Genomic DNA, 24,588 nt, shown 5'->3' with positions numbered 1-24,588 from the left:
GCATCATGCCAATCATCGAGGATGTTGAACTTCGGAATCTTTTTCGCATTGAGAGTGCTGAGCACCTACAAAAACTGGATGCTGGTTTACTCAGTTTGGAAAAAAAGCCTGATGATCCGTTGATGATTCAAGAAGTATTTCGAGAGGCACATAGTTTGAAGGGTGCAGCTAGAATGCTTGGCTTGATTGATATTCAGGGGCTCGCAAACGGCGTAGAGGATATGCTCGGTGCTGCCCGAAGTGGTCAGCTTCTCATCACAGCCGAAGTGATCAAGCCACAATTGGCCATCCTAGATCTCATCCGTCATCGTGTCGCTGAGGTGGTTGATGTTCCTTGCGAAGTGTCCGTACCCACTCCTGCCCCGATTGTGCCATCGACTGTCTCGGCTGAAGTAGCCATTCATGTAGAGCCGTATAGTTCCCAAGAATTTCATATCGATACACTCAGGGTAGATGCCAAAAAACTAGATTTCCTTTTGAGTCAAGCGGGGGAGCTGGTTGTGAGTCGAAGTCGTCTGTTGAAATGGCATAGAGATTTTGAGGTAAGTATCCAACGTTTTTCTGGTGGCGATATTTCAAAAGATCAATTGATCTTCGAGGCTCAGCAGTTGCGGGTTAAGTTGCTTGAGGATGCCAGTCGACTCAGCGTCATCACTGAGGAAATTGAAGGTGGAATCAGAGGTCTTCGCTTATTGCCGATTTCGACGCTGCTCGAGCAGTTTCCACGCATGGTTCATGATCTTGCGGCCGCCCAAGGCAAGCAGGTCGAACTTTTATTCGAGGGAGAGACGACCGTTGCGGACAAAAGAATCATAGAAGAAATGAAGTCTCCTTTGATGCATATGCTGCGTAATGCCATCGACCACGGCATAGAAGACCCAGAGATTCGTCTTCGGGCTGGAAAATCTTCCGTGGGAAAAATATTAATCAAAATCAGTCAAGACGTCAGCCATGTTCGTATCGAACTGAGTGATGATGGACGTGGTTTGGATATGGAAGCGATTCGTCAACAAAGTGTGAAACGTCATTTGTTTTCAGATGCGCAGGCCTCAGCGTTGGATGAGGCTCAGTTAAAAAATGTATTGATGACACCCGGTTTTTCAACTAGTCAGCGGATTACCGAAATATCAGGCCGCGGTGTTGGGTTAGATGTCGTCCGTGCTTCTGTTGAACAAATGCGTGGATCCTTGGATATGGATTCGCATGCTGGAAGGGGTATGGTGTTTACACTGACACTACCTGTATCGCTGACCTCTACACGTGTCATGATTTTTAAGGAGTGGGGTGAGATTTACGCCTTTCCTTGTGAAGCCATCTACTTTTCAAAAATTGTGAAGTCGCGTGATTTATTGGTCCGCGAAGACCGACATTATTTTTATCATGGCGACGAAGTCATTACAGTCTGTCGGTTGGGTGTTGTGCTTGGCAAAAGGCCACGGACATATGAGTCAGATACCTCGATGATTTGCGTCATGATTAAATTTGGTGATTGGAAGGTGGGCTTGCTGGTTGACGAGATTCACAGAGAAGAAGATATCGTGATCAAGGTTTTGCCGCTTCCTATGAAAAGACTTCGATACGTGTCGGGTGTCACTATTTTAGATTCGGGTTTGGTGTGCGCAGTACTCAATGCGACCGATCTTGCGAAAAGTATTCATCAAGGCCATGTCGTGTCTGTCGACACGTTAAAGAGTGACTTGGCTCGCTTATCAGATTGAAATTGAGAGCCTAAAGCGATGCCAAACAATCATGAAGCGTCGCCCATTCGAGTTCTGCTTGTGGAGGACTCCTTGTTGCAATTGCGGATCATTCGATCGGTCTTAGATGCTGATCCTCACACAGCAGTGGTTGGCACGGCTCTCAATGGTGTCGAGGCGCTCAACGTATTACCGGTTTTAAAGCCCGACGTGATTTGTACTGATTATCATATGCCAGTGATGGACGGCTTAGAGTTTATTGAGAGGGCGATTAAGCTTTATCCATGTCCTATCTTGGTGCTCAGTATTTCTGTCCAACCGGATCAAGTTGATAATATTTTCAAATTATTGTCTGCAGGTGCGATCGACGTGATGGCCAAACCTCGTGTCAATGGCGGGTTGATCGGCAATGAGGATGGCAAAAAACTAGTTGAACGGATTCGTATTCTTAACGGAGTTCGTTACATCAGGAAAGCAAACAAACATCCATCCTTTTATGCTGGTACTTCTCGAAGGTTAGGTAATACCAGCGCACCCAAGATGATTGTGATGGGTGCATCGACTGGAGGCCCTCAGGCTTTGGAGGTTTTATTGCCTAGGCTTAAAAGTCACTTTCCTATCCCAATCGTATGCATTCAGCATATTAGCCAGGGGTTTTTAAATGGCATGATCACTTGGCTGTCTAGTCTGACTTCTTTGGTGATTGGCATAGGCAAAGCAGGAGAGTTTCCTTTGCCAGGACACTTATACTTTCCGCCAGAGGGTCAGCATCTGACGTTTGCAAACAATGGGTCTTTTGTATTGTCGCTTCCTGAGGTGAGCGATACGTATTGTCCAAGCATTGATCTGTTATTTCGCTCTGCAGCAAAAGTCTTTGATAGTGCGGTGCTGGGTGTCTTGCTGAGTGGTATGGGGAGAGATGGTGCGGCAGGGATGAAGTCAATTTTTGACTGTGGGGGTGACACGATCGCGCAAGACGAAGAATCCAGCATTATTTATGGCATGCCTGCGGTCGCGCTTCATGCGGGAGTGGTGTGCAACGTGCAGCCGCCCAAAGAAATTGCTCACTATTTCAACGGTTTAGTGTAGTTTGCGTTAAGCTTTGAATACTAATCTGGAGACATAGACATGCGACACCATGCACCTTACTTACATAAAACCTTCATTCTTTTTTGTGCCTTCATTTTCAGCTCTATGGCTTGGGCCCTGGAGCCAGTCGTCAAAAGTCCTCAGGTTGATACACCCAAGCGCTTATTGTTGATTGGGAATAGTTATCTTTATTACGGCGACAGTCTGCACAATCTTTTGCGCAATATGGTGATCGCTGATCAACCAGGTCTTGCAAAAGCCTTGCAATATAAATCTGCAACAATTGGTGGTTCAAGCCTCGATCATCACAACATCGACTGGTTAACCAAACCGGGACAAATTGGCGTGAAAGAGCCTTTTGAACTGGTGATTTTGCAGGGTCACAGCGGCGCGGCGATCGACGCCAAGCAAGGTGAGACCCACATCAAAGCCGCCAAAGCAGCGGCAGCTTTGATTGCTGAGCGTGGCGGTAAGGTCGCGCTGTATATGCCGCATTCCTATGTCGCACCACACAAACAGGCGGCGCCAGAGAATGTCCAAAAAAATAATGACTATTACGTCAAGCTGGGAAATGAGCTGAATGCTTTGGTCATCCCGGTCGGATTGGCGTTTGCTGAGGCCTATAAACGCGATCCTGGCCTGCAGCTGCATAAAGCCTACGATGGCAGTCACCCTTCAAAAGCAGGTACTTATTTAGCTGCTGCCACGGTTTATGCTGCGCTCTATCATCGATCGCCAGTCGGAAATACTTTTGATGCCTTCGGTGAAGTTGATCCCAAGACACGCTTGTTTCTACAACAAGTGGCTTGGGATACGGTCAAACAGTTCTACGGTCGATAAAGCACAAAGGCCCAAGACTTAAGGTTTGCAGGCCCCGGGTGATTGGGGCTCAATGATGGCCCATTGAATTTCGATGGGGCGAACCTTTTTATAGCGATTCCAATACATGTGAATCGATCCTTTCTCTGTCGCACGCTCTAGAAAGCCCTTCATGCCGTCTGTTAAGGGGCGGTGGGCTTCTGCGGTATCCAGCACAATCAGCGCGCCACATTTTTGAATGAGTTCGGGTGTGATGGCGGGTGCCTGAGCTGCAATCCCGTAGGGCATCACTAAGGGTTGGTCACGTGACATGACCGAAGTGACACCTGCCACCCATGTTTCACCAATGACCACCTTGAGTGGGCCGCGCTTTTTGGCATCCCAGACTTGGTCCAGCAACTCACCTTGCAATTTTGCTGGATAGTTTGCACGTCCGACTTTACCAATGATGTCAATCAGTACGCCGTAGTAGAGGCCGACTGAGCAAGCAAAGGCGATGTTGATCGCGAGTCCGACACCAACCACTCGCTGGAGCGCGATCGAAGTGTCGAATTTTGGAATGTATCGGATCGCAAAAAGCCCAATCACAACAAAGTACGCGGTTGCCCAGTTTGCATTTAAATCAATCCAGATGGCACCCAGTGCGCAGGTGACGAGCATGGGACCAAAGGCAGTAAATGATACGTAGCGCTCTTCGTTCGTCGCATTGGAGCCGCCACGAAGCGGTAGGGCTGGCACGCCATCGCGTTTAAATTGCACATTAATCACGATGAGCGCAATCAGGAGGGGAGAAAGCTTACCCAACTGGCTGAGTAAAAATTTACCGACCTCTGAAAAGTGATTGACCTCGGCGCCGAATTGGCGTTGCATGTAGCGGATGGGCGGCGCGTCTGCTCGGATCAACCATTCAAAATGTGGAAGCATGGCAATGCCACCCGCCACAATCGCAATCCCAACCCCAAAAATTGCGCGACGGTTGTGTGAGCGTTTATCAAGCAATAACCACATGCCCATGACTGCAAACCATATACCTCCAGCGTATTTGGTCAGCAAACAGATGGCACCCGCCACGCCTAACAGTACCCAGCGCCACCAGTCTTGGTGTCGCACAGCGAGTAAAACAGCCCATAGAAATAAGGCTGTTGGGAATAACTGCATGAGGTTAGAGCTGACTTGTAAGCCATTGACGTTGTGGTAGGCGACCAAGCTCGTCAAGACGACTGTCATCAATGCGCGCGAGGGAGTCGTGACCAGTAGGGCAATGCGCCATACCACCAAGAGCATTAGGGCCACGTTGACCACACCCGCTAGGTAAGTCACCCAGACTGCACGTCCAAATATCACGACAAAGAGATGCACCCACCACGTCCCGATGGGGCCAAATTTAGGGTAACCCCAGTCGAAGTATTGCAACCAGTTGAGCTCTTCGATGCTGTCCTTATGAGGGGCAGTATGGCTCAGAATCGCGATGACAAACCAAAATATCGCATGAAAAGCGATGAAGGCAAGTGTTACTTTGCGTAACTGATTGGCGTTGTTCGCATCAAGATTTTTTAAAGAAAATTTACCTAGCATGTGGCCCCGCCTACGATTTAATTCACGCGTTCGTGAGAGTCGCTAATTTACAAAGATTTCAAGTATTACATTTATAGAACGCCGTTATCCGTGCAACTACGTCATGATATTGACACCATTTTATGACATGCTTTTTTTATGTCGCAGTGTGACAATATCGTGAACGGAGCCCAGTCCCATGCCAGTTAAAACCCTATCCAAAATGCTTACTAATATGTCGGTCAGGCAAAAACTCATTTGGATATTTCAAAGAGTGTCGTATGGTCTAAAACGAATGACCGTGGTGTATATCCTGTCACACGTGGGTTTGGGGGTCTGCGCGGCTCAAAGCTTTAACTTTGTCGCATTGGGTGATATGCCCTATGGTAACCAAAATCAAACATATCTCACTTATCGGAGCTTGATTGAGGCGATTAATCGTTCACAACCAAAATTCTCTATCCACGTGGGTGACTTCAAGAGTGGCTCAAGTTTGTGCTCGGATCGCGAGTACGCGGAGCAACTCAAGCATTTTTCCATGTTTGAAGAGGGCGTTGTTTATACCCCTGGCGATAATGACTGGACCGATTGCTATCGGTTAAATAATGGCGGCTATGACCCGTTTGAAAGACTCAGCACCTTGCGCGATGAGTTTTTCAAGCCCGAGGTATCTCTGGGTAAACAGCCTATTCGACTCGTGAGTCAGGCGCAGCTTCAGTCTGATTTTGAGGAATATGTTGAGAATCAGCGTTGGGTCGTAGACGAGGTATTGTTCGTTACCTTGCATATTGTGGGCAGTAACAACAATTTCGAATCGCGTGATCCAGCTGTAATCAAGGAGTTTTTTGAGCGCGAGGCAGCCAATATTGCCTGGATCCGAGATGCGTTTGATCTTGCGCAGCAAAAGAAATACAAAGCGATCGTCTTTGCCTTTCAGGCTAGTGTATTGCTGAGCCGCTCGATATCGGAGGATTTTCCTACTTGGTCGGGATTTCGCAATAGTATTGGTCAGACACTCCTGCCGCTTGCAAAGGATTGGGCAAAACCTGTGTTGTTGATTCACGGTGATGGACATCAATACCGTTTTGACCAGCCTTATAAAATCAAAGGTCAAGTGCTCTCAAACGTGACGCGACTCGAGGTGCCTGGCGCCTCTGATGTGCGCGCCGTCAAGGTCACTGTCGATCTGGAAAAAGAAAAGGTTTTCAGTACAGAGTTTATTAAACCTTAGCGATATCCATGGTGTCACTAATGATACTGTCTACCCCCATCTTTAACAGAGCGTGAGCGGTTCCGACATCATTGACGGTATAAGCCAAGCTATACAGACCCAGACGCTTGATTTCATCGATCAATAGTGGGTTGTATAGAGGGAAGTGACACGCTAGTGCTTGGCACTGTAGCGCACTAACTGTCTCATGCCAGTCTGAGGCCAGTTCATGCATCAGAAGTCCACGCGGAAGCTCGGGCGCAACAACCATTGCGCCTTGCAGTGCCTCAGACTTAAAAGAGGTCAGCAACGGAGGAATAGCTTGATCCGCCCAAAGGCGTTGCGCTTCGCGGGCGACGCGCTCACCGGTCAAACGTTCAAAACCAGGAGAGGGTTTGATTTCAATGTTGAGGTGGCAAGCATGATCTATACAGAAACTTGCGAGCTGTTCGAGAGTAGGGAGCTTTTCTTGGCCAAACTTTTCACTATGCCAACTCCCCGCATCAAGGGTGCATAGCTCGTCCCAAGTATGGGTCTGCGCCATACCATGGGTGTTTGTGGTTCGGTCGAGTGTCGCATCGTGTAATAAAAAGACGACACCATCGGCACTCAGCTTGGCGTCGCATTCGAACATAGTAAAGCCGGATTTTAAACCGAGCTGAAACGCGGCCATCGTGTTTTCTGGCGCCGCTAGACCTGCGCCACGGTGCGCGATCCATTGAGGGTAGGGCCAATGAGGCATCATCTTGTCTGTCAAACTGAAGGGGCTGAGCGGTTTTTGACTAAATAAGCCATTGCAATGAGAATCATGTGGGGTACGGTGACTGCAGCAAGACTGATAAATATCAGTCTTAATATCAGCGTATCAGCAGGCAAGTCGGACCAGAACCACCACAATACACTGACAAGCAGCAAGGTTGCTAGTGTGTAAACAAACATCATTTTAAGTAAGCGCGGATGTTGCACAACCGGTGCCTCAGAAAATAAGCCTAAAAGATGACGTGGACTGTGCAGCAAGCAAAAGTACAGCGTGAAATAGACTAAAGGCGTTGTCAGAAACGCTAGAGTCAGCAAGGTCAGAAATTCGAGTGTGGTTTTCCATTGCTGTTTAAAAGCCGCCCATCCTGACAGCAGCACCACTGCACCCACTAGTAGCCAACCAGGTAGGGCTAAAGCATACGCAAGATTGCCCCCACTCTCACCAGACAGCTGTTCAAAAATGGTGCGGACAATTTCTGTGTGAAACCCGATCGGCATGAGTAGCAGCAACGCTCCGGCGCAAATCCGCAAGGGCTGTTGGATATTGTTTTTCCAGTCACCCGAAAAGTGCCATGCGCTGATTACTAAAAATATCAGGAGACTCAGCACAGGTAGCCAATACCAAACACAGACAACCAGAACGGCGATCGCAAGATAGCTGATGGTCAACAACAAAACCTGCCTGCGAGTATTTTGAATACCTATATTTTCTGCGATCCAGGGGTCAAGCGCTCCGTGCGGTAAGCCCAAGAGCACAATGACAATGCCCAGTAGAGCAAGCTGAGTCGTTAAAGAAAGCACGTCAGGAACAAGATGAATCAGCACCAAGCTGACTAAGGCAGCAAGGGGGAAAAGAAAGCGATCAATGGCGTTGAGTCTGTTGAGTAATGGCGTGCGCGGACTGTTCATACGTGGCGCCGAAGAAAATTAGAAATAAGCGCTTGAATAAACGGTGTTTTTGGTAAGCTGACTACGATGTAAAGGTAATCCAATAGGTTCGCGCGATCATTCATAAAACGGATGAAGCGCTCGGTCTGAGGTTGACCTAAGAGCTTGTCAAAAAGAATAGGGGCCAGTGTTGGTTGACGCTGGATCACGGAAAGAAAAAGCTGATCCATCTTTTGAAGCCAAAAGCCGCTTGCTGTTTGTGCAAGGACGTTTCCTTGCTTACAGTACTGTTCAGCGCACAGCGCTGCCCAGCGTTGAATCCTCATGAAGCCATAGCCTGAAGACGGACGTAAGGCACCACCGCCTATGCCGGCACGGGGATGTTCATTCTGGGACGTCGGCAAGCCCATGGGCAGATTGCCATATTCTGTGCGGATGATGGTTGACTGAGCCAAGCCTCTTTCAACCAGTAATTGGTGAAAATCTTCTGCAAGATCCTCTGCGGAATAGGGGCGGGTCGCAAAGAGAGTCAGTTCAATCAGCAGACGATCTTGCGCAAGCGGCAGAACATAGGTAAAACAAAACTCACCCTCCAGCATCCTCATATCGGTCATGAGTTCAACAGCAGAAAGATTTGTATGGATGCCGTGATCGAATTGAATCTCTGCCCCTAAAAAGCATTGATACAAGTTTGCTTGGGAAAGCTGATTTGGACTGGGCGGTCGGGTGTCGATCACTTGTTTGGCCAGAAAACTCCCTTGGCCCGTTTCGATGTGCCAAGCGTCGTTTTGTCGGTTGATGGTGGTGACAGTGAAACCGAGCTTGAGTTCGATGGACGGACATTCGGAGATGCGATCTAGACAGTCGCGATAAAAATCTGCAGAGCGGATGTACTGGTAAGGATTGTTTGTACAGCCTCTCGTTTTAGATTGTTCGCCCTGTTTCCCGAACATCCAAGAAGACCAAGTATGGCTGACAAGGTGTGCGAGTGCATGGTGTGGTGTCGACCAGAAGCACCAGCTTCGGTCGTCTTGGTACTGAAGGCGTGGCTCTAAAATGACGACAGAATCGAGTGTTTGACGCGCAGCAAGCTCTCGTGCGAGGGAAAGACCTGCGCATCCACCGCCAATGATCGCAAGATCAACGCGTCTGGTCGGTTCCAAAGCAGTCTTGTAAATGTTGGTGTAAGGCGCTGTCATGGCGGGGATTCGATTGGCGCAAGCTGGGATGTAAAGCGTAACGCATCAATGCTGAGGCTGCACATACCGCTTTACGTGATTGAGAAACAACTGCGCGTCGATCCCACGAGCGATAGCCTGACTGTGCGACTTTTTGACCAATCTCGCTATAAACATGAGCTGCAACAAGAATGCCATAGCGGGCAGCTGGTGGCAGATAGATCAAACCACTTAGGCCACTGAGATAGTAATCGTTTGCTAAAGCTAACAGTCTTTTAGTCGACGCTTGCAGGCTGAGTGCTTGTTGTGCGCTTGGGGATAGGATCTCTTGTGCAGTCATGCTGTCGAGCCATGTTGCAGGTAAATAGATTCGGCCGAGTCCTGCATCTTGCCCCACATCACGCGCGATATTCGTCAGTTGCATCGCAATACCCAAGTCAATCGCAAAAGGCCATGCTTGCTTTTGTTGGACATCTAACAATTCGCACATCATCAGGCCTACAGTTCCCGCAACTTGATAGGCATACCGCAGCAAATGTGTCTCGTCCTTGATTTGTTGCATCGTCAAATCAGACTGAATGCCCTCGATCAGAAATAATACGGGGGCATGCGGCATGGCCAGTTCTTGCATCAAGGCGATCATGTCTATCACGCAAGGATTGTCGGAGCAACCGCTTTGTACAGAACGCTTGATGCAATCTAACTCTTGGATGGCGAAGTCTGGAACAATTGCTTCATCTGCCACATCATCGACGTAACGGCAAAAAGCATATAGACGCGCTGCACGCGAGCGATATTCTGGTGCAAGTAAATGGCTCGCGAAGTAAAAGCTCCGCCCGTGCGATTTAAGAACTGCCAGGGCTTGATCCTTGGCAGGCGTCATAGGCGCTGACTCAGTTCAACCTCTGGAAGAAGTCGGTCTACAACTTTCGCTGAAGATACAACACCAGGAAGTCCTGCACCTGGGTGTGTACCCGCACCCACAAGAAATAAGTTGGTGGGACCTTCGCCTCTGTTATGAAAGCGGAACCAAGCGGATTGGCTAAAGATCGGTGATACAGAAAAACCGGCACCGTCAGGTGAGAGATAGCGCTCTTTAAAGTCCACGGGTGTCATAAAGAACTGATCGACGATGTGTTCGCGCAAGCCGGGAAGGGTGCGTTGGCCCAGTGCATCAATGACGCGATCCGCTAGGATCGGACCCGTTTTTTCCCAGTCAATATCGGCTTGTAGATTGGGGACAGGCACGAGCGCATAAAAACTATCGCCACCCTCAGGCGCAAAACTTGGGTCAGTTGCTGTCGGTCGATGGAGATAAATCGAAAAATCATCCGCTAAGACTTTGCGATTAAAAATGTCATCGAGCAATTCTTTGTATCTCGGTCCCATCCAAATCGTGTGGTGAGCGACCTTTGGATATTGAGTATCTGTGCCAAAAAATAGTACAAACAATCCCATTGATTTGCGCCAACGATCCGCTTTAAAGCGAGCCGTCCATTTGGTGGCTTGTTTGGGTAGAAGATCTTTATAGAGATGGACGGGATCTGCGTTGGAAATCACGTAATCGCAGCGCAGGCTTTTCTGATGACCATCTTCGGACTCTATTTCGACACTTTTAATCTGACCGTTTTGATTCGTTAAGGAGGTGACCGTCGTGTTTAATTTGATCTCTATCCCTTGCTCAACCATGAGTGTGCCTAGCGCATCGACTAAAGCGCCCGTGCCCCCCATTGCGAAGTGCACGCCATGTGCTTGCTCTAGAAAATGAATCAATCCATAGATACAAGTGGTGTCAAAAGGATTGCCACCCACTAGTAAAGGCTGAATCGAAAACGCTTGGCGTAAATAATCGCTTTTAAGATAGCGGCACACCATTTGCCAGACAGTTCTCCATGCGCCCAGCCTTGCTAGGTGGGGGAGCTGGGCAAACATGAAAGCAATGCTGTGAAAGGGGTGGTCTGAGAGTTTTGTAAAACCGATGTCGTATAGCTTTTTAGACTGTTCAAGCAAGCGCCGGTAGCCTTCTACGTCATCAGGGTTGATACGTCTGATTTCAGCGAGAGTGTCTTCGAGCGTGCCGCCGTAATCAAAATGATTGCCGTCCGCAAACTCAAAGCGATACCAAGGTTTGAGCGGAACAAGTTTGACATGATCATGCAGGGATTGGCCGAACAGTGCGAAAAGCTCTTCAAACAGGAAAGGAGCAGTTAAAACGGTCGGACCTGCATCATGCTTGAAGCCAGCACGTTCAAAGACTTGTGCCCGACCGCCCAGACGTGGACAACGATCGATCAAGGTTACTGCATAGCCTTTTTTGCGGGCACGGAGCGCCGCCGCGATGCCACCAAAACCACCACCAACGACAACAACTTGGCTCATGCTTCTACGACACTTAGTTTGCTGCACAGACGGATGAGAAAATCACCACTGTGTGCGGGTAATTGGGCCGCATGGCTTTCGGCCTTGTGCAGGTGAGACTGCATCAAGCTCATCGCTTCTGAGAGGGCTTGGGTTTGGTTTAGCTGGGAATGCTCTAAAACACTAATAATGTTGCAAGTGCCACGATCTTGGTCGACAGAGACGTCATTGAGATCATCTGCAATCTGATAGGCCACAGCAAAGGAGTGGCCTGCAGCGCTCGCATCAAGAAACGCAGCTGTTTGATGGCTGGCCATCATGACTAGTTCAAGCGGTAAGGCTAACAGGCTTCCAGACTTAAGGGATGCGACATTTAGATAACCCTCTAGATTGACGGGCTGTGTGGCATAGGACAAGTCAAGGGTCTGACCGCAGATCAAGTTTGAGGTGCAGCGATGCAGATGAGAGACGAGTTGTTGAGCATGGGACTGAGTCTGGTTGATGCATTCAAAGGCGGCAGAGAGCATCAAGGTCCCTGCGCACATCGCAGTACTCGGATCAAAGCGAGACCATGCTGCTTCTTTGCCGCGGCGTTCGGTGTCGCCATCTTGAATGTCGTCATGTAAGAGCGAGGCATTGTGAATGAGCTCGCAGCTCGCTGCGATCGCGATGCAGACATTTTCATTCAGTTCTAGTGCAAGGCCTGCGGTGAGCGCGAGTTTTGCACGCGTACGGCTAGCTTGCCCATCTAAGTGATAAATAATGAGTTCATTGAGTTTTTTTGCATCTTTGCGACAAAGTTTGCCAAGAATCAACGCATCCATTGTTTCCAATAGCGTGTCCACTCTCGCATCCGAAATTATTTCGTCTGTCGTCATTTGCACATCCTGAAAAAACAATCCCTGGTCAATTGTGCTGACCAGGGATTGGATCGTGCCAGAGTCACCGTAAGGTGGCGTGTGGACAAACTTAGTTGGTCGCACCTTGTGACTTGCGCACGGCAATCATGAAAATCATGACGCCGAACACTGCTTTAGCCACGATATCAGAAATGGTGTAACCCACTTCGATCACGGTGGTCGCAGCGCCGCCACTCAAGGACATCACGAAAGGTGCAAAGTAGACAATCGGATAGAAAGACCAAGAAATGACGACAACCCAGCGGGCCGCACCAATCAAGCCACGGACGTCAGCAGGTTGCTTTTGGATGGATTCCGACAAACCTGAGAACAGGTTAATGACGATATACAGGAAAGGAATCATGGACAACGCGCCCCACAGCAGGCGTGTGCTATCGATGCCGCCAGAGACTTCACCTGGGTAACCCAACACGATCATCAAAGCAGCCGCACCACCGAGCTTGACGCTCTTGCTGACGGTTTCCGAACGACTCAGACCCATGACCAAAATCAACTCGATCAAGAGTAATGGCACAGTTAAGAGCCAATCGACGTAACGGTATGCAACGTTAAAGGTGACTCCGGTTGCTTTTACAACGCCATTGACTGCCGTGTAGGCTTCGCCAAAGCTAGAGAAGATTCGGAGGTAGTGGTAGCCGGCAATGAATGTCACCAAGCCAGTAATAACAAGTGCTGTTTTATATTTTTGGGAAACTTGTGAGAGTCCCAGCCAAAAGAAAATTGTTGCTGCGAAAAAAGTTGCGACGCCAAAGGAAAAGGCGTTGTATATCAGCTCGTACTGCCCAAAGGTCAGTTGCATTTGGATGATCTCCGAAAGGAATGCTTCAGTTAAAACTGCCAGCGTTCCAAGGCCCATTCAAATGCAACGTGTATTGCTGCAGTTTTGGAGGCAGACCATGTTGAAATTTCAAAATGACCAGAACAAGCGCAGGTTACGCCCTAACTTTAGTATCAGCAAGGGTTAATTCTAATTGTGCTGCGGAATGACTCTCGTGAAATTCATTCAATAAATTCACGTTTGTTTTTTAAAGTAAATCTGTGCGGTGCCGAACAGACGATGTATTGATTGATCTTTAAAGTGTGATTTCAGAAAAGGAGAACCACCATGTCTTTAGGCACCTTGATTTTAATTGTGGTTGTATTGATGTTGGTGGGGGTGCTTCCCACTTGGCCGCACAGCGCAAACTGGGGCTATGCGCCAAGCGGAGTGCTTGGCACAGTGTTGATTATTTTGCTTGTGCTTTTGTTGTTGGGCAAACTGTAAGTTTGAACCGAGGTAAGCTTTACTTTGCGACCTCGTGACCGACAACTCCACCCACGACCGCCCCACCGACAGTTCCCACTGCGCTTCCGCCTGTTAGGACTGCACCGCCAACTGCGCCGATCCCAGCACCCACTGCGGTGCTTTTGCCCTGCTCAGACATTCCCGAGCATGCGCTGAGCGCGGCGACTGCGAGGAGGGGGAGTAAAAAGTATTTTTTCGATGTCATGACAGTTCCTTTTGTCTTTTCAAATCGAGTTGATCTGAACAGGCTCAAGTTAACTGTCATGCCATGCGATGTCTGTCTGTTAGCTCACATAAAGAAGAATGATTAATCAATCTTCATATTGGATGTTTTCACGATCTCCGCGTATTTGGCCACCTCGGTGTTCAAGTGTTTACCGAACTCTGCAGGCGTGCCACCAATAATTTCAATGCCACGTTCGGCTAAGTTACGTTTGACGGCCGGATCCTGAAGTGCCTTGTTAAATGAGGCATTCATCTTGTCAATGGCGATTTTCGGCGTTGAAACAGGCGCGATGATCCCGTACCACGAGTCTGTTTCGAACTTTGGCAGTCCTTGTTCAGCGATCGTTGGGATTTCAGGGGCTAGCGGCGCACGCGTCAGATAAGTCGTACCAAGCGCTTTGATTTTGCCACTTTTAATGTGTGGCATGAAATCTGGCAAATTACCAAACATCAAATCAATATTGCCTGCGAGCAAGTCTGTCAGTGCGGGACCTTGTGCTTTGTAGGGTACATGGACCATGTCGATCCCCGCCATGGTTTTGAGCATTTCACCCGCGAAGTGCGGCGTCGTGCCATTACCGAAGGAACCGTAGGAAAGTTTGCCAGGATTTTTCTTGGCGTAAGCGATTAGCTCTTGAAGGTTGTTGATACCTAAGCTTGGTTTGACCGCCAGGACGTTGGCAGTTTTTGCAAGCAAGATAACGGGGGCAAGATCTTCAAGGGTTTTGTAGGGAAGATTTTTAACAAGCGTTTGGTTGACCGTAAAACTATTGGCCACACCGCCAAAGGTGTGACGATCTGTGGCTTTGGCAACTGCATCCACGCCGATCACAGTTCCAGCGCCAGGTTTGTTTTCCACGATAACTGGAGTGGCGAGGTCGCGGCCGACTTCGACCCCAAGGAGACGAACGACGGCATCCAGAGTGCTGGCGCCACCGGGAAAGGGAACAATCAAGCGAATCGGTTGGGTCGGCCAAGTGGCTGGCTGAGCTGTTTGCGCGTGTGCGGAAAAAGCTAAAGTCGATAGCAATGAAAGCGCGGTAATTAAAAGTCGATGTTTCACTTAGTATCCTTCAGAAATTATGATGTTGACCTTCCCAGGTGGTGACATATTCTATTATTGATATAAGATTTATTTCATAGGGTTAGTATGGGTTTGCTGTTTTAAAACGATAAAATTAAAAGGACGAGACATGAAGCAGATTTTGATGCATTGGATGCACCTAATTAGGGCAGTACTTTCTGTTGTCGCAGTTTTTTTATGCAGTGTCATCACAACAGCGAACGCGTCCGAGGTTTTTCCAACTCGCCCTATTAAATTTGTGGTGCCTTATGCGGCGGGTGGGGCGACCGATACCACAGCGAGATTGATTTCTAAGGAGTTGACGGCTTTGCTTGGTCAACCCGTTATTGTAGAAAACAAAGCCGGTGCTGGCGGAAATATCGGAACGGATTACGTCGCGAAATCTGCTCCTGATGGCTACACAATGCTATTGGCTTATACAGGTCCAATGGCGATTAATCCGTCTCTTTATGACACGCTACCCTTCAAGCCAAGGCAGGATTTCGCACCTGTGACTTTGTTGGCGCAGGCACCGCAGATACTCGGTGTTCATCCTTCGATTCCTGTCAAAACAGTGGATGAGTTAATTGCCTATGCCAAAGCAAATCCAGATAAATTATTTTTTGGTTCTTCGGGCAATGGTGGTGCAGACCATCTGGCAGGGGAGCTTTTTAAAATGCGCACGGGTGCGAACATTACGCACGTCCCCTACAAAGGCGGTGCGCCTGCCTTGGCGGATCTTGTCGCAGGTCGCACGCAGATGCAATTTATGACAATCCCGGCAAGCATTGGTCATATTCAGTCAGGACGCATTAGACCCTTGGCGATTTTGAACAAAGAACGCTATCCCTTGTTTCCTGATGTACCGACGATCTCTGAGGCAGGAGTAAAAGATTACGACATCAATAATTGGTACGGCGTCGTCGTTGCAGCAGGCACGCCTCCAGCAATTGTCAGCAAGCTTAATGTTGCCTTGATTAAGGCGCTTCGATCTGAAGAGGTGCAATCTCGCTTTAGCGGTCTGGGTTTAATTCCAGTTTCAAATAGTCCTGAGGCATTCAAAGTCTTTATTGATAAAGAGTCTGACCGCTGGGCCGAAATTATCCGCGTATCAGGCGCAACACTGAAATAGTGATCAACGTTAACCCTTGATTTGCGGATTTTCTAAGCAGATGGCTTGCCACAAAGCTTGACACATTAGAGGGACTGCCCTAAGGTTGACTCAAGCTTTTTGCGCAGGCAAGAGCAGATAAAAATACGGAGAAGACAATGAAATTAATGAATCGATTTATCAAATCGGCTCTAGTCGTGGCACTATCCCTATCGGCGATTCCTTTGGTGGCGTCGGCGCAAAAGTTTCCAGACAAGCCCATTAAAATTGTGGTGCCATTTCCACCAGGTGGTGGCACTGACTTCGTCTCTCGCATTGTGGGCGCAAAGCTTGGAGAGTTGACAGGCTGGACTGTGGTCGTTGAAAACAAGCCTGGCGCAGGTGGCAACTTGGCGATCGAGTTTGCCTCGAAAGCACCGGCGGATGGCTACACCTTAGTCATGGGACAGACCGACAATATGATGTTGGGTCCCTGGCTTTATAACAACCTCACGTATGACAGCGTCAAGAGCTTTGCGCCTGTCATTCAAGTCTCTGTGACACCCGCAGGTATTGGCACTGCACCGACCTCTGGCATCAAAACCCCACAAGACTTGGTCGCTAAGGGCAAGACAACCGAAGGCTTGCGTTGGGGTACGGCGGGGTTGGGTACCCTCGGACATATCATTGGCGAAGATTTTAAAAAGCGCGCCAATATCAATTTATTGCAAGTTCCCTACAAGGGTGCGGGTCCAGCCATTGTGGATGTGATGGGTGGTCAAGTTGATATTTATATTGGCACGCTGGCTTCTCTCGCGCCTCATGCTAAAAGTGGCAAGCTTGTCGCCGTGGCGGTTTCTTCTGCAAAGCGCTCGTCAGAGTTTCCCAATGTGCCAACACTGGATGAAACCGTTGCCAAAGGAATGGACTTCAGTATCTGGACAGGTCTTTTTGCACCGGCTGGTACGCCACCGGCTAACATTGCAATCTTGAATAAAGAGCTGAACCGCGTGCTGGCTTCACCTGATGTGATTGCAAAAATGAAAGCGGGCGGTGTGGATCCAGGCGGCGGTACTGCGGCTGCATTCGGAGCTTTTGTGGCTAAAGATTATGCCAATTGGGGTCGTCTCATTAAAGAGTCTGGCGTGAAATTGAATTAATTTTTTACACGATGCAATAAAAAGCCTGCTGATGAGTTGAACTCATTCAGCAGGCTTTTTTTATTGGGCAATCTTTTTAAAAAGAAGAGGGCTTTTAAAAAGTAGAACGATTAGTTTGTATCGAACTTCATATTTTTAAGAATAGAGCCCCACTTTGCAGATTCACCTTGGATAAACTTGGCAAAGTCTTGTGGATTTGAGGGTCTTGGATCCATGCCTAATGCGACAAGCCGACCTCTGAACTCTGGATCATTCAGCGTTTTCATCAAAGCATCGCTGAGTTTCTTTTGCACCTCGGGGGGAAGGTTGGCGGGCGCGACTAAGCCATACCATGTGGACATATCGTAAGTCGGCAAACCACCTTCGGCGATAGTTGGAATGGCTGGTGCGGCATTAGAACGTGTGCTGGTGGTAACGCCAAGCGATCTCAGTTGACCTTGTTCAATCAAGGGCAAAGCAGTGGGAAGATTTGGAAACGCCAGATCGACTTGTCCGGACATCAAGTGGGGCATCAAGGCACCAGCACCCTTATAGGGAATGTGCACCATGTCAACACCTGAAAGCTGTTTGAAAAGCTCTCCGGACAGATGAAGCGAGGAACCAATACCTGAGGAGGCAAAATTGATTTTCCCAGGATTTGCCTTGCCATAGGCAATCAGATCTTGGACCGTTTTAAATTTGGAGTTTGCAGGTACGACCAAGGCATTGGGACCCGCGAGGACCTGACCAATCGGAGTGAAATCTTTCACTGGATCGTATTTGGCCTCTTTGTAGATCAAGGGGTTTGTGACATGCCCGATGGAGGTGTAGAAAATTGTGTAGCCATCAGGCGCCGCTCGACGCACAAAGTCAGTCGCTAAGTTCGCATTTGCACCAGGTTTGTTTTCGACAATGACCGACTGCCCTAAAATTTTGGTAAAGGAGTTGGCGAGCTGACGGCCCACCGCATCGGTGCTGCCACCTGGCGTAAACCCAACAATCAGTTTGATGGGTTTGTTTGGATAGTCACTTGATTGCGCGACTGATGAAAGGGGGATGCATGCAGTCAGTGCGAGTGCTGCAACAATAGGGATATTTTTTTGAAAGCTAATCATATTTTGTCTCCAACAATAATGAATATTTTTATCGTGCTTTAGCGCGGCAAGCGGCTTGCATATCTGGGTCTCGGATAAATCCGCACTGACTCGAGCCACCACCTGCTTCAGCGCGGCACATCGCTTGTAGATCATTGTTTTGAATAAAGCCGCATTGTGATGACCCACCCCCAGTGGTCGCGCGACAGTATGCTTGTCTGTCAGGATCTTGAATAAAACCACATTGACTTGAAGCGCTTGAGGAGCGACCTCTGTTGTCAGCACTGGCGCGGCAGGCGGCTTGCATATCGGGATTTCTGATAAACCCGCATTGTGATGAGCCACCTCCAGTTTCGGCGCGGCAACGCGCTTGCAGGTCATTGTCTTGAATAAAGCCACATTGACTGGAGCCACCGCCATTGATGGCACGGCAATACGCTTGTTGGTCTGAGTTTTGAATAAAGCCACATTGACTTGATTGCGCATACGCGACAGGCAGGATCAACATTGACAGCAGCCAGGCTGCGCATAGAAATTGACGAAGGCAAGGGAGTTTCATTTTTTTATGCTCAGCGGCTGTGTCGAAGTGATCGTGTCAATTAATTCGAGGTCGGTATCTTGGCATTTTTGATGACAACGCCCCAACGATCGTATTCGTCTTTGATATATTTTTGTGTGTTTGCAGGCGTTGTGTAGACCAACTGTGCACCACCTGCTTCAAGGCGCTTTTGTGCATCGGTATCTTTCAGGCCTTTGATCATTGCTTGATTGAGGCGGTCAACAATGGCTTGTGGAGTTTTGGCAGGTACCATGGGCATGTACCAAAGCGAGGTCACCATTTTTGGATAGCCTAGTTCTGTAAAGGTGGGCAGGTCTGGTGCCAAGGCGTTACGTGTTGGGCTGACTGCCGCGATTGCACGCAGTTTGCCGCTCTTGATGTGTGGCGCTAGCGAGGGAAAGCCATCAAACATGATGTCGACTTGGCCGCTTGCAACGTCTACGACTGCGGGGGCAGAACCCTTGTAGGGGACGTGCAGCATTTTGACGCCTGCTTCAGTCAGGAAGAGTTCTGCGGTGAGGTGTGGGGCACTACCTGGACCAGGTGTGGCGAAACTCATCGTGCCATCTTTCTTTTTGACCAAGGCGATCAGTTCCTCCAAATTTTTAACTGGGAGGTTTGCGTTGATTGCAAGTACTAGCGGAAACTCAACCACGACACCCAAAGACATAAAGTCTTTAAAGGGATCGTAAGGTGTCTTGGTATAGAAATGCGGACCAATGCCGTGAGTAGAAATCGCGCCTTGAAGAATGGTGTAGCCGTCTGCGGGTGCTTTTGCGACGTAGGCGGTTGCAATGGTACCGCTTGCGCCAGCTTTATTTTCGATCACTACGGTCTGACCTACTTGCTTGGATAGTGCCTCAGCAATCGTACGGCCCGCAAAGTCAGCCGCACCACCCGGAGGAACTGTGACCACGTAGTTGATGGGCTTTTCTGGATAGTTTGTCTGACTATTTGCAGAAAATGAAGCGAGGGGAGCAATCACTGCACAGGCGATGCCTGCCACTGTCTTGAAGAACGAACGGCTTTGCATAGTAAAAATCCCTTGATGAGGTACGTGAGGTCTGCTTAAAACATATGAGAAAAGATTACTTGACCGTGCTGCCTGGCACAACCCCGTCAGGTAGGCTGTTGATATGATCGTAAATCTCTCCTGGACGTGCTAGCCAGATTTGGTCTCGGTGCGCCAAAATGTGTTGCATGACTCGGCGAAACTGCCTGAGACGATAGGGCTGTCCCAAAATAAAGCTGTGGAGCACAACGCTCATGACAAGCGGCCGTTTGGCGGATTCTTCGAGCATTTCATCAAACTGATCGATCAGGTTTTCACAAAAGAGCTGCGCGGGCGTGCGTCGCGACACGCACTCAATTGAGTCGTTCAGATCATGAGAGTAAGGAATTGCGAGGATTCTTCCGTGTTGAGTCCGAAACCAGACAGGCTGGTCATCAAGGGGCCAATCCATCATGTATTTAAAACCTTGCTCTTTCAATAAATCCGGCGAATCGTAGGTCTGCGAGATATAGGGGGCAAGCCAGCCTTTGGGGGCAACGCCCTCGTGCTTCAGGATAGTTTGGGCTGCCTCTCTAATGCAGGCGCGCTCTTGCTCGAGGTTCATATCGGCTTGACGCTCACCATTTGTGCGGCCATGACCCACAATCTCATCCCCGCGCTTGCTAAAGGCCTCGATCATTTCAGGGCAATAGTCATACAGTTCTGTGTTGACGAGCAAGGCGTAGGGGAAGTTCAGGTCGTTGGCGAGCTCTAGCAGACGCCAAGCACCGACGCGGTTGCCGTAATCGCGCCAAGCGAAACTACGGGAGTTCGGTTCAGGGTGTGGGGCGGCATAATCGTTACCCAAGCCTTCTCCAAAAGAAAAGTGCTCGACGTTTAAGCTAAAGTGGATCGCTAGGCGTTTGCCGCCCGGCCAACTATAGTCTGGGCGATCTGTAATCGCGGAGTATTCATAACGATTGTGAGATTTCAACATCTGAACGTGACTCCCAAAAACTTTAAAAAATGATGTAATCCGATTGATAGTATCTCCAAATCCTACGGAAAATCCATGAAAATCAAATTGGCTGAAAATTTTAGAGCTGTCTTTTACGCACCTTTTTATGCGACCCATGCGCTTGGGTTGTTTAAGCAAGAGGGCATTGAAATCGAGCTGATTGATTCTCCCTCTCCCGGAAGCGGGATTGCCGATATGTTGGCCGGCAATATTGATGTGGTGTGGGGGGGGCCTTTGCGTGTGATTAAACAGCGTGATCAAGAGGCTGACTCAGAGAACGCTTTGCTCGCCTTTTGTGAAGTGGTCGGAAAAGATCCATTTTTTATCGTGGGTCGTGAGGGCCAGTCATCATTTCGTTTGAGTGACTTTGCCGGTAAAAAAATTGGTGTGGTGACTGAGGTGCCGACTCCTTGGCTGTGTTTGCAGCAAGATTTGCGAGATGAAGGTGTCGCCATTGACTCTTTAATCGTCAACGAAAAAAACTCGATGGGACAAAATCTCGAAGCCTTGAAAGCAGGCGAGATTGATTACGCGCAATATTTCGAACCGTTCGTTTCTCAGACGGTTGCGTCGGGAGCCGGGCAGGTGTTACATGCTGCAAATAGCCGCGGACCGACTGCGTATACGACTTTTATTTCTACCCGAAAGATCATTGCGCAAAAGCAAGCGGCGTTTGAGGCGATGATTCGCGCGATTGAAAAAATGGGGCCCTGGATTGCCGCGCATAGTGGCCAAGAGTTAGCCTCGCTTATCTCGCCCTTTTATCCGCATGTCGCGCCTGATATTTTGGTGCAAGCCATGGAGCGATATAAAAAGGCGGGGCTGTGGTTTTGTAATAAAACAGTTTCGCGCGTGGGTTTTGAGCGTTTAAAACTCAGTATGCGAAACGGAGGCTTTATTTCTTGCGATCCTGCGTATGAGGACTGCATCGCAGCTTTTTCGCAAGAGTAAAGTCTCACCAGATGTCGGGTAGAGGTTTTGTTTCGCCCCACTCGTCGAAAGTTGGACGCATTCGCTGGCGGGATTCATTTTGCCAGAGTGACTGTTTGAGGGGCGGGGTTGCTTCAGTCCGTAAACCTAAGGCAAATAATGCGCTGAGGTAGATGCCAACGCTGATGCCTGCATCCCCTTTTTCAAGGCGGCTAACGGTGGGTTTTGATACCTTTATTTGTTCGGCGAGTTGTGCCGCCGTTTGTCGTTGACTAATACGTTGATTTTTGACTGCGCTCCCCCACATTCTGACGTGCTCTTGAATTTCTATGGAAATTTCCGTAGAGGAATGTGTCTTTTTGGGCATTTTTGAAATTTCATAGAAGTAGTATTAAACGAAATAAGGACAAATCTATGACTGATTATTTCATCATAAAGTTGTCATTAGTATTCGTAATACTACGTTTATGACTATTTCATTTTTCTGCAAAAAGACACAACCACCTCGTATTTTTTTGAAAAAATAAATGTTTTAAGCGAACGTCGCCACCAATTTTTTTACGACAATATTATTCATTGCACTGAGCCCTTCATTATTGAGCCAGTTTGATATTGCCCTTTTTAATGACGTCTGCCCATTTAATTGTTTCAGCAGTCACAAAGGCTGACCATTCAGGTAACTGACGCAAATCGGGCGTAGAGCCGCGTTGTATCAGCACGTTTTGCATCGCAGGCTCTTTCATAATTGCATGCACATCATCCGAAACTTTTTTTACAATTGCGGGTGGTGTGCCTGCAGGCATGAATAGTCCCGCCCAGCCCACTCCAACAAAACCAGGATAGCCTTGCTCGGCGATTGTTAAAACCTCAGGGAGTTGAGGTGCGCGTTCACTAGATAGTGATGCAATGGCTTTGAGTTTGCCTGACTGAATATGCGGGAGCGATGACGCCATGGTGTCAACCGCTAACATGATGTGTCCGCCCATCAGATCATTCATAGCTGGACCGCTTCCTTTGTAAGCCACACCACTAATGTCAATTTGAGCGCGTTGTTTAAAGAGCTCTGCCGCCAGTTCAAGCGCGTTAGCGCCATAGCCCCAAGTCAGTTTTCCTGGTGCCTGTTTTGCAGCATCAACGAGCTCTTTGAGGTTGTTGTAGGGTGCGGCTGGATTGGCCAAAATCAACCACGGTTGTGTAAAGACGCCGCCGACCGGGACAAAGTCACGCTTCATGTTGTAGGGAAGTTTTGGGTAGAGCGCCTCATTGACGGCCGTAGTCGTACTGCTCGCAAAGGTAATGGTGTAGCCATCCGGCGCAGCATCTTTTCCAGCCGTCATTCCAGGAATGCTTGCGCCGCCGCCGCGATTATCGACAAAAACTGGTTGCCCCCATTTTTGAGTTAATCGCTCTGCGAGCAAGCGCGCAATAATATCTGTGGCTTGACCAGCAGGGAAGGGAACGATGAGTCGAACAGTCTTGGTTGGATAGTTTGCGGTGGTTTGAGCTGTTGCAGTCAAAGATGCACAAGCAAAAGCTAAGCCTAAACCGATGTAAATTTTTCGAGAAAATGTTGGAGCGAATATTTTCATGTCAGCCTCATTTTTGAATCATTATGATTGGGCAGTGCTTCAACGATTGTATGAGTTGTAAAAAAAAATGGGACATCAATCGTCCCATTTTTTTTGCTGCAGTATTTAGTTACTAATCGCTATAGGTCGTTTGAAGTGTTTTCCTTTAAACAGGCATGCGCAACACGATCTTGCCGACGTGTTGGTTCGTTTCCATCATTGCTTTGGCCTGCTCGAGCTGATCAAAAGCAAAAGCTTGATCGACGAGCGGTCTGATGCGGCCGTCAGCAATTGCAGGAATAACCTCAGCTTTAAACTCAGGCAGGAACTCTGCGCGTTGTGCGGCTGAGCGGAGTTTGTTCGATACACCAAACAATCTGAGACGCTTGGAATGCAGTGCGAGCAAATCGAGCTCTGCAGACAGCACACCATCCACATAACCTACCATGGCAAAGCGAGCCTCAAAAGCCATGCAGCGGATGCTTTCAGCAAAGACCGAGCCACCGACAGTATCGACGACGAGGTTCGCACCTTTGCCGTCCGTGACTTTCATCACTGTTTCCTCGAAGCCAGAACCTCTGAGGCACAACGGTACATCGAGGCCGTGTTCTTTCAAGCGTGCCAGTTTCTCTGGTGAACCGGAGGTGCCAATGACTTTTGCGCCCATGGCTTTGGCAGTTTGCAAGGCTGCAACGCCCACGCCTGAGGACACGCCATGAATGAGCAGCCATTCGTTGGGCAGGAGTTTGCCTTGTAGTGACAGCATATCGTGCACGACGAGATAGGTCAGTGGGACGCTGGCCGCTTGTTCAAAAGTGAGTGTTGCGGGAATGGGCATGGCCTCGACTTCGTCCATCGCTGCGTATTCAGCAAATGCTCCACGGCAACGGCCCATGACTTTATCGCCGACTTTAAGGCCTTTGACTTCTGAGCCGAGAGCCTCGATCACGCCAGCGCCTTCCATGCCGATCGCGCTCGCCTGGCCGCCTTTGTGCAGGCCGTGACCGATGACGAATTCACCGCGGTTGAGGCTGGCTGCGTGCAGACGCACGAGAACCTGTGTCGGGGCGGGTGTGGGTCGCTCAATGTCACGCATCTCCAACACAGTCTTGTTGCCAACTGTTTGCATCCAATATGACTTCATTTTTAATTAC

Annotated in this window: 25 protein-coding genes; 8 read left to right on the top strand and 17 right to left on the bottom strand. The window is 48.9% G+C overall.

The features are described 5' to 3' along the window. Positions 1 to 5 precede the first annotated feature (5 nt). The 3 genes from WBJ47_RS08400 to WBJ47_RS08390 all read left to right on the top strand — a co-directional run bounded on the left by WBJ47_RS08400 (position 6) and on the right by WBJ47_RS08390 (position 3,626). Positions 6 to 1,718 carry a chemotaxis protein CheA gene (locus WBJ47_RS08400; protein WP_422244179.1) on the top strand — a complete coding sequence of 571 codons (1,713 nt, stop codon included), beginning with the start codon at positions 6 to 8 and terminating at the stop codon, positions 1,716 to 1,718. 18 nt (positions 1,719 to 1,736) lie between these two features. Continuing rightward, positions 1,737 to 2,786, top strand: a complete 1,050-nt coding sequence (locus WBJ47_RS08395) for a chemotaxis protein CheB (RefSeq protein ID WP_422244180.1) — start codon at positions 1,737 to 1,739, stop codon at positions 2,784 to 2,786. A gap of 105 nt (positions 2,787 to 2,891) precedes the next feature. Continuing rightward, complete coding sequence (locus WBJ47_RS08390; RefSeq protein WP_422244181.1) at positions 2,892 to 3,626, top strand: DUF4886 domain-containing protein; 735 nt, start codon at positions 2,892 to 2,894, stop codon at positions 3,624 to 3,626. 18 nt (positions 3,627 to 3,644) lie between these two features. Here the strand turns inward: WBJ47_RS08390 and WBJ47_RS08385 are convergent, their stop codons facing one another. After that, positions 3,645 to 5,180 carry a glycosyltransferase family 39 protein gene (locus WBJ47_RS08385; RefSeq protein WP_422244182.1) on the bottom strand — a complete coding sequence of 512 codons (1,536 nt, stop codon included), beginning with the start codon at positions 5,178 to 5,180 and terminating at the stop codon, positions 3,645 to 3,647. A 274-nt stretch (positions 5,181 to 5,454) separates the two neighbouring features. On the opposite strand from WBJ47_RS08385, the gene WBJ47_RS08380 reads away from it, so the two are divergent. Continuing rightward, a complete protein-coding gene (locus WBJ47_RS08380; RefSeq protein ID WP_422244183.1) occupies positions 5,455 to 6,390 on the top strand; it encodes a hypothetical protein in 936 nt (311 codons plus the stop codon). On the opposite strand, the gene ugpQ is transcribed toward WBJ47_RS08380, so the two are convergent. From ugpQ to WBJ47_RS08345, 7 genes are all read right to left on the bottom strand, one after another. Next, positions 6,380 to 7,114, bottom strand: coding sequence for a glycerophosphodiester phosphodiesterase (ugpQ, locus tag WBJ47_RS08375; protein WP_422244184.1), 735 nt, complete (start codon positions 7,112 to 7,114; stop codon positions 6,380 to 6,382). The genes WBJ47_RS08380 and ugpQ overlap by 11 nt on opposite strands. A gap of 8 nt (positions 7,115 to 7,122) precedes the next feature. Further along, positions 7,123 to 8,037, bottom strand: coding sequence for a Brp/Blh family beta-carotene 15,15'-dioxygenase (locus WBJ47_RS08370; protein WP_422244185.1), 915 nt, complete (start codon positions 8,035 to 8,037; stop codon positions 7,123 to 7,125). Beyond that, entirely contained in the window at positions 8,034 to 9,215 is a 1,182-nt protein-coding gene (locus tag WBJ47_RS08365; protein WP_422244186.1) for a lycopene cyclase family protein, read from the bottom strand. Before WBJ47_RS08365 ends, WBJ47_RS08370 begins: the two co-directional genes overlap by 4 nt. Beyond that, positions 9,157 to 10,077: a phytoene/squalene synthase family protein gene (locus tag WBJ47_RS08360; protein ID WP_422244187.1), complete on the bottom strand. Its 921-nt coding sequence runs from the start codon at positions 10,075 to 10,077 to the stop codon at positions 9,157 to 9,159. Before WBJ47_RS08360 ends, WBJ47_RS08365 begins: the two co-directional genes overlap by 59 nt. After that, complete coding sequence (crtI, locus tag WBJ47_RS08355; protein WP_422244188.1) at positions 10,074 to 11,573, bottom strand: phytoene desaturase family protein; 1,500 nt, start codon at positions 11,571 to 11,573, stop codon at positions 10,074 to 10,076. The genes WBJ47_RS08360 and crtI overlap by 4 nt, the downstream gene beginning before the upstream one ends. Continuing rightward, positions 11,570 to 12,430: a polyprenyl synthetase family protein gene (locus WBJ47_RS08350; protein WP_422244189.1), complete on the bottom strand. Its 861-nt coding sequence runs from the start codon at positions 12,428 to 12,430 to the stop codon at positions 11,570 to 11,572. Before WBJ47_RS08350 ends, crtI begins: the two co-directional genes overlap by 4 nt. A gap of 91 nt (positions 12,431 to 12,521) precedes the next feature. Continuing rightward, positions 12,522 to 13,271 carry a bacteriorhodopsin-like gene (locus WBJ47_RS08345; RefSeq protein ID WP_422244190.1) on the bottom strand — a complete coding sequence of 250 codons (750 nt, stop codon included), beginning with the start codon at positions 13,269 to 13,271 and terminating at the stop codon, positions 12,522 to 12,524. A gap of 306 nt (positions 13,272 to 13,577) precedes the next feature. Between WBJ47_RS08345 and WBJ47_RS08340 the strand changes: the two genes are divergently transcribed. Beyond that, entirely contained in the window at positions 13,578 to 13,736 is a 159-nt protein-coding gene (locus tag WBJ47_RS08340; RefSeq protein ID WP_422244191.1) for a DUF3309 family protein, read from the top strand. A gap of 19 nt (positions 13,737 to 13,755) precedes the next feature. Here WBJ47_RS08340 and WBJ47_RS08335 read toward each other — a convergent pair whose 3' ends face one another. Then, positions 13,756 to 13,962 carry a hypothetical protein gene (locus WBJ47_RS08335; RefSeq protein ID WP_422244192.1) on the bottom strand — a complete coding sequence of 69 codons (207 nt, stop codon included), beginning with the start codon at positions 13,960 to 13,962 and terminating at the stop codon, positions 13,756 to 13,758. Between the two features lie 102 nt (positions 13,963 to 14,064). Then, a complete protein-coding gene (locus WBJ47_RS08330) occupies positions 14,065 to 15,045 on the bottom strand; it encodes a tripartite tricarboxylate transporter substrate binding protein (protein ID WP_422244193.1) in 981 nt (326 codons plus the stop codon). Positions 15,046 to 15,175: 130 nt separating this feature from the next. Between WBJ47_RS08330 and WBJ47_RS08325 the strand changes: the two genes are divergently transcribed. Further along, complete coding sequence (locus tag WBJ47_RS08325) at positions 15,176 to 16,177, top strand: Bug family tripartite tricarboxylate transporter substrate binding protein (RefSeq protein WP_424585344.1); 1,002 nt, start codon at positions 15,176 to 15,178, stop codon at positions 16,175 to 16,177. Between the two features lie 137 nt (positions 16,178 to 16,314). Then, the gene (locus WBJ47_RS08320; RefSeq protein WP_422244194.1) at positions 16,315 to 17,295 is read left to right on the top strand and encodes a Bug family tripartite tricarboxylate transporter substrate binding protein; all 981 of its coding nucleotides are present in this window, start codon (positions 16,315 to 16,317) and stop codon (positions 17,293 to 17,295) included. A 110-nt stretch (positions 17,296 to 17,405) separates the two neighbouring features. Here the strand turns inward: WBJ47_RS08320 and WBJ47_RS08315 are convergent, their stop codons facing one another. Genes WBJ47_RS08315 through WBJ47_RS08300 form a run of 4 tightly spaced genes read right to left on the bottom strand, consistent with a single transcriptional unit; the run spans position 17,406 to position 20,915 of the window. Beyond that, positions 17,406 to 18,389 carry a Bug family tripartite tricarboxylate transporter substrate binding protein gene (locus WBJ47_RS08315; RefSeq protein ID WP_422244195.1) on the bottom strand — a complete coding sequence of 328 codons (984 nt, stop codon included), beginning with the start codon at positions 18,387 to 18,389 and terminating at the stop codon, positions 17,406 to 17,408. 28 nt (positions 18,390 to 18,417) lie between these two features. Next, positions 18,418 to 18,927: a hypothetical protein gene (locus WBJ47_RS08310; RefSeq protein ID WP_422244196.1), complete on the bottom strand. Its 510-nt coding sequence runs from the start codon at positions 18,925 to 18,927 to the stop codon at positions 18,418 to 18,420. Positions 18,928 to 18,967: 40 nt separating this feature from the next. Further along, a complete protein-coding gene (locus WBJ47_RS08305) occupies positions 18,968 to 19,960 on the bottom strand; it encodes a Bug family tripartite tricarboxylate transporter substrate binding protein (protein WP_422244197.1) in 993 nt (330 codons plus the stop codon). A 55-nt stretch (positions 19,961 to 20,015) separates the two neighbouring features. Further along, positions 20,016 to 20,915 carry a polysaccharide deacetylase family protein gene (locus WBJ47_RS08300; protein WP_422244198.1) on the bottom strand — a complete coding sequence of 300 codons (900 nt, stop codon included), beginning with the start codon at positions 20,913 to 20,915 and terminating at the stop codon, positions 20,016 to 20,018. A 75-nt stretch (positions 20,916 to 20,990) separates the two neighbouring features. Between WBJ47_RS08300 and WBJ47_RS08295 the strand changes: the two genes are divergently transcribed. After that, on the top strand, positions 20,991 to 21,887 hold the full coding sequence (locus WBJ47_RS08295; protein WP_422244199.1) for an ABC transporter substrate-binding protein: 897 nt from the start codon (positions 20,991 to 20,993) through the stop codon (positions 21,885 to 21,887). A gap of 4 nt (positions 21,888 to 21,891) precedes the next feature. Here the strand turns inward: WBJ47_RS08295 and WBJ47_RS08290 are convergent, their stop codons facing one another. The 3 genes from WBJ47_RS08290 to WBJ47_RS08280 form a co-directional block, all read right to left on the bottom strand. Next, positions 21,892 to 22,233, bottom strand: coding sequence for a helix-turn-helix domain-containing protein (locus WBJ47_RS08290; RefSeq protein WP_422244200.1), 342 nt, complete (start codon positions 22,231 to 22,233; stop codon positions 21,892 to 21,894). A gap of 226 nt (positions 22,234 to 22,459) precedes the next feature. After that, positions 22,460 to 23,455, bottom strand: coding sequence for a Bug family tripartite tricarboxylate transporter substrate binding protein (locus WBJ47_RS08285; protein ID WP_422244201.1), 996 nt, complete (start codon positions 23,453 to 23,455; stop codon positions 22,460 to 22,462). Between the two features lie 145 nt (positions 23,456 to 23,600). Next, on the bottom strand, positions 23,601 to 24,578 hold the full coding sequence (locus tag WBJ47_RS08280; protein WP_422244202.1) for a quinone oxidoreductase family protein: 978 nt from the start codon (positions 24,576 to 24,578) through the stop codon (positions 23,601 to 23,603). Between the last annotated feature and the right edge of the window lie 10 nt (positions 24,579 to 24,588).

It is taken from the genome of Zwartia sp., assembly GCF_049655405.1.
In the GTDB taxonomy this organism is placed as follows: domain Bacteria; phylum Pseudomonadota; class Gammaproteobacteria; order Burkholderiales; family Burkholderiaceae_B; genus Zwartia.
Note: the sequence above shows the minus strand (reverse complement) of the source record. Positions and strands in the feature narration are given on the sequence as shown.

Excerpts from the sequence above, each read along its gene's own strand:
- WBJ47_RS08315 (WP_422244195.1), bottom strand. The coding sequence starts at position 18,389 with ATGATTAGCTTTCAAAAAAATATCCCTATTGTTGCAGCACTCGCACTG.
- WBJ47_RS08325 (WP_424585344.1), top strand. The coding sequence starts at position 15,176 with ATGAAGCAGATTTTGATGCATTGGATGCACCTAATTAGGGCAGTACTT.
- WBJ47_RS08400 (WP_422244179.1), top strand. The coding sequence starts at position 6 with ATGCCAATCATCGAGGATGTTGAACTTCGGAATCTTTTTCGCATTGAG.
- WBJ47_RS08310 (WP_422244196.1), bottom strand. The coding sequence starts at position 18,927 with ATGAAACTCCCTTGCCTTCGTCAATTTCTATGCGCAGCCTGGCTGCTG.
- crtI (WP_422244188.1), bottom strand. The coding sequence starts at position 11,573 with ATGAGCCAAGTTGTTGTCGTTGGTGGTGGTTTTGGTGGCATCGCGGCG.
- WBJ47_RS08285 (WP_422244201.1), bottom strand. The coding sequence starts at position 23,455 with ATGAAAATATTCGCTCCAACATTTTCTCGAAAAATTTACATCGGTTTA.
- WBJ47_RS08335 (WP_422244192.1), bottom strand. The coding sequence starts at position 13,962 with ATGACATCGAAAAAATACTTTTTACTCCCCCTCCTCGCAGTCGCCGCG.
- WBJ47_RS08300 (WP_422244198.1), bottom strand. The coding sequence starts at position 20,915 with ATGTTGAAATCTCACAATCGTTATGAATACTCCGCGATTACAGATCGC.
- WBJ47_RS08305 (WP_422244197.1), bottom strand. The coding sequence starts at position 19,960 with ATGCAAAGCCGTTCGTTCTTCAAGACAGTGGCAGGCATCGCCTGTGCA.
- WBJ47_RS08385 (WP_422244182.1), bottom strand. The coding sequence starts at position 5,180 with ATGCTAGGTAAATTTTCTTTAAAAAATCTTGATGCGAACAACGCCAAT.
- WBJ47_RS08395 (WP_422244180.1), top strand. The coding sequence starts at position 1,737 with ATGCCAAACAATCATGAAGCGTCGCCCATTCGAGTTCTGCTTGTGGAG.
- WBJ47_RS08290 (WP_422244200.1), bottom strand. The coding sequence starts at position 22,233 with ATGCCCAAAAAGACACATTCCTCTACGGAAATTTCCATAGAAATTCAA.
- WBJ47_RS08370 (WP_422244185.1), bottom strand. The coding sequence starts at position 8,037 with ATGAACAGTCCGCGCACGCCATTACTCAACAGACTCAACGCCATTGAT.
- WBJ47_RS08390 (WP_422244181.1), top strand. The coding sequence starts at position 2,892 with ATGGCTTGGGCCCTGGAGCCAGTCGTCAAAAGTCCTCAGGTTGATACA.
- WBJ47_RS08350 (WP_422244189.1), bottom strand. The coding sequence starts at position 12,430 with ATGACGACAGACGAAATAATTTCGGATGCGAGAGTGGACACGCTATTG.
- WBJ47_RS08365 (WP_422244186.1), bottom strand. The coding sequence starts at position 9,215 with ATGACAGCGCCTTACACCAACATTTACAAGACTGCTTTGGAACCGACC.
- ugpQ (WP_422244184.1), bottom strand. The coding sequence starts at position 7,114 with ATGATGCCTCATTGGCCCTACCCTCAATGGATCGCGCACCGTGGCGCA.
- WBJ47_RS08320 (WP_422244194.1), top strand. The coding sequence starts at position 16,315 with ATGAAATTAATGAATCGATTTATCAAATCGGCTCTAGTCGTGGCACTA.
- WBJ47_RS08295 (WP_422244199.1), top strand. The coding sequence starts at position 20,991 with ATGAAAATCAAATTGGCTGAAAATTTTAGAGCTGTCTTTTACGCACCT.
- WBJ47_RS08345 (WP_422244190.1), bottom strand. The coding sequence starts at position 13,271 with ATGCAACTGACCTTTGGGCAGTACGAGCTGATATACAACGCCTTTTCC.
- WBJ47_RS08380 (WP_422244183.1), top strand. The coding sequence starts at position 5,455 with ATGACCGTGGTGTATATCCTGTCACACGTGGGTTTGGGGGTCTGCGCG.
- WBJ47_RS08340 (WP_422244191.1), top strand. The coding sequence starts at position 13,578 with ATGTCTTTAGGCACCTTGATTTTAATTGTGGTTGTATTGATGTTGGTG.
- WBJ47_RS08360 (WP_422244187.1), bottom strand. The coding sequence starts at position 10,077 with ATGACGCCTGCCAAGGATCAAGCCCTGGCAGTTCTTAAATCGCACGGG.
- WBJ47_RS08280 (WP_422244202.1), bottom strand. The coding sequence starts at position 24,578 with ATGAAGTCATATTGGATGCAAACAGTTGGCAACAAGACTGTGTTGGAG.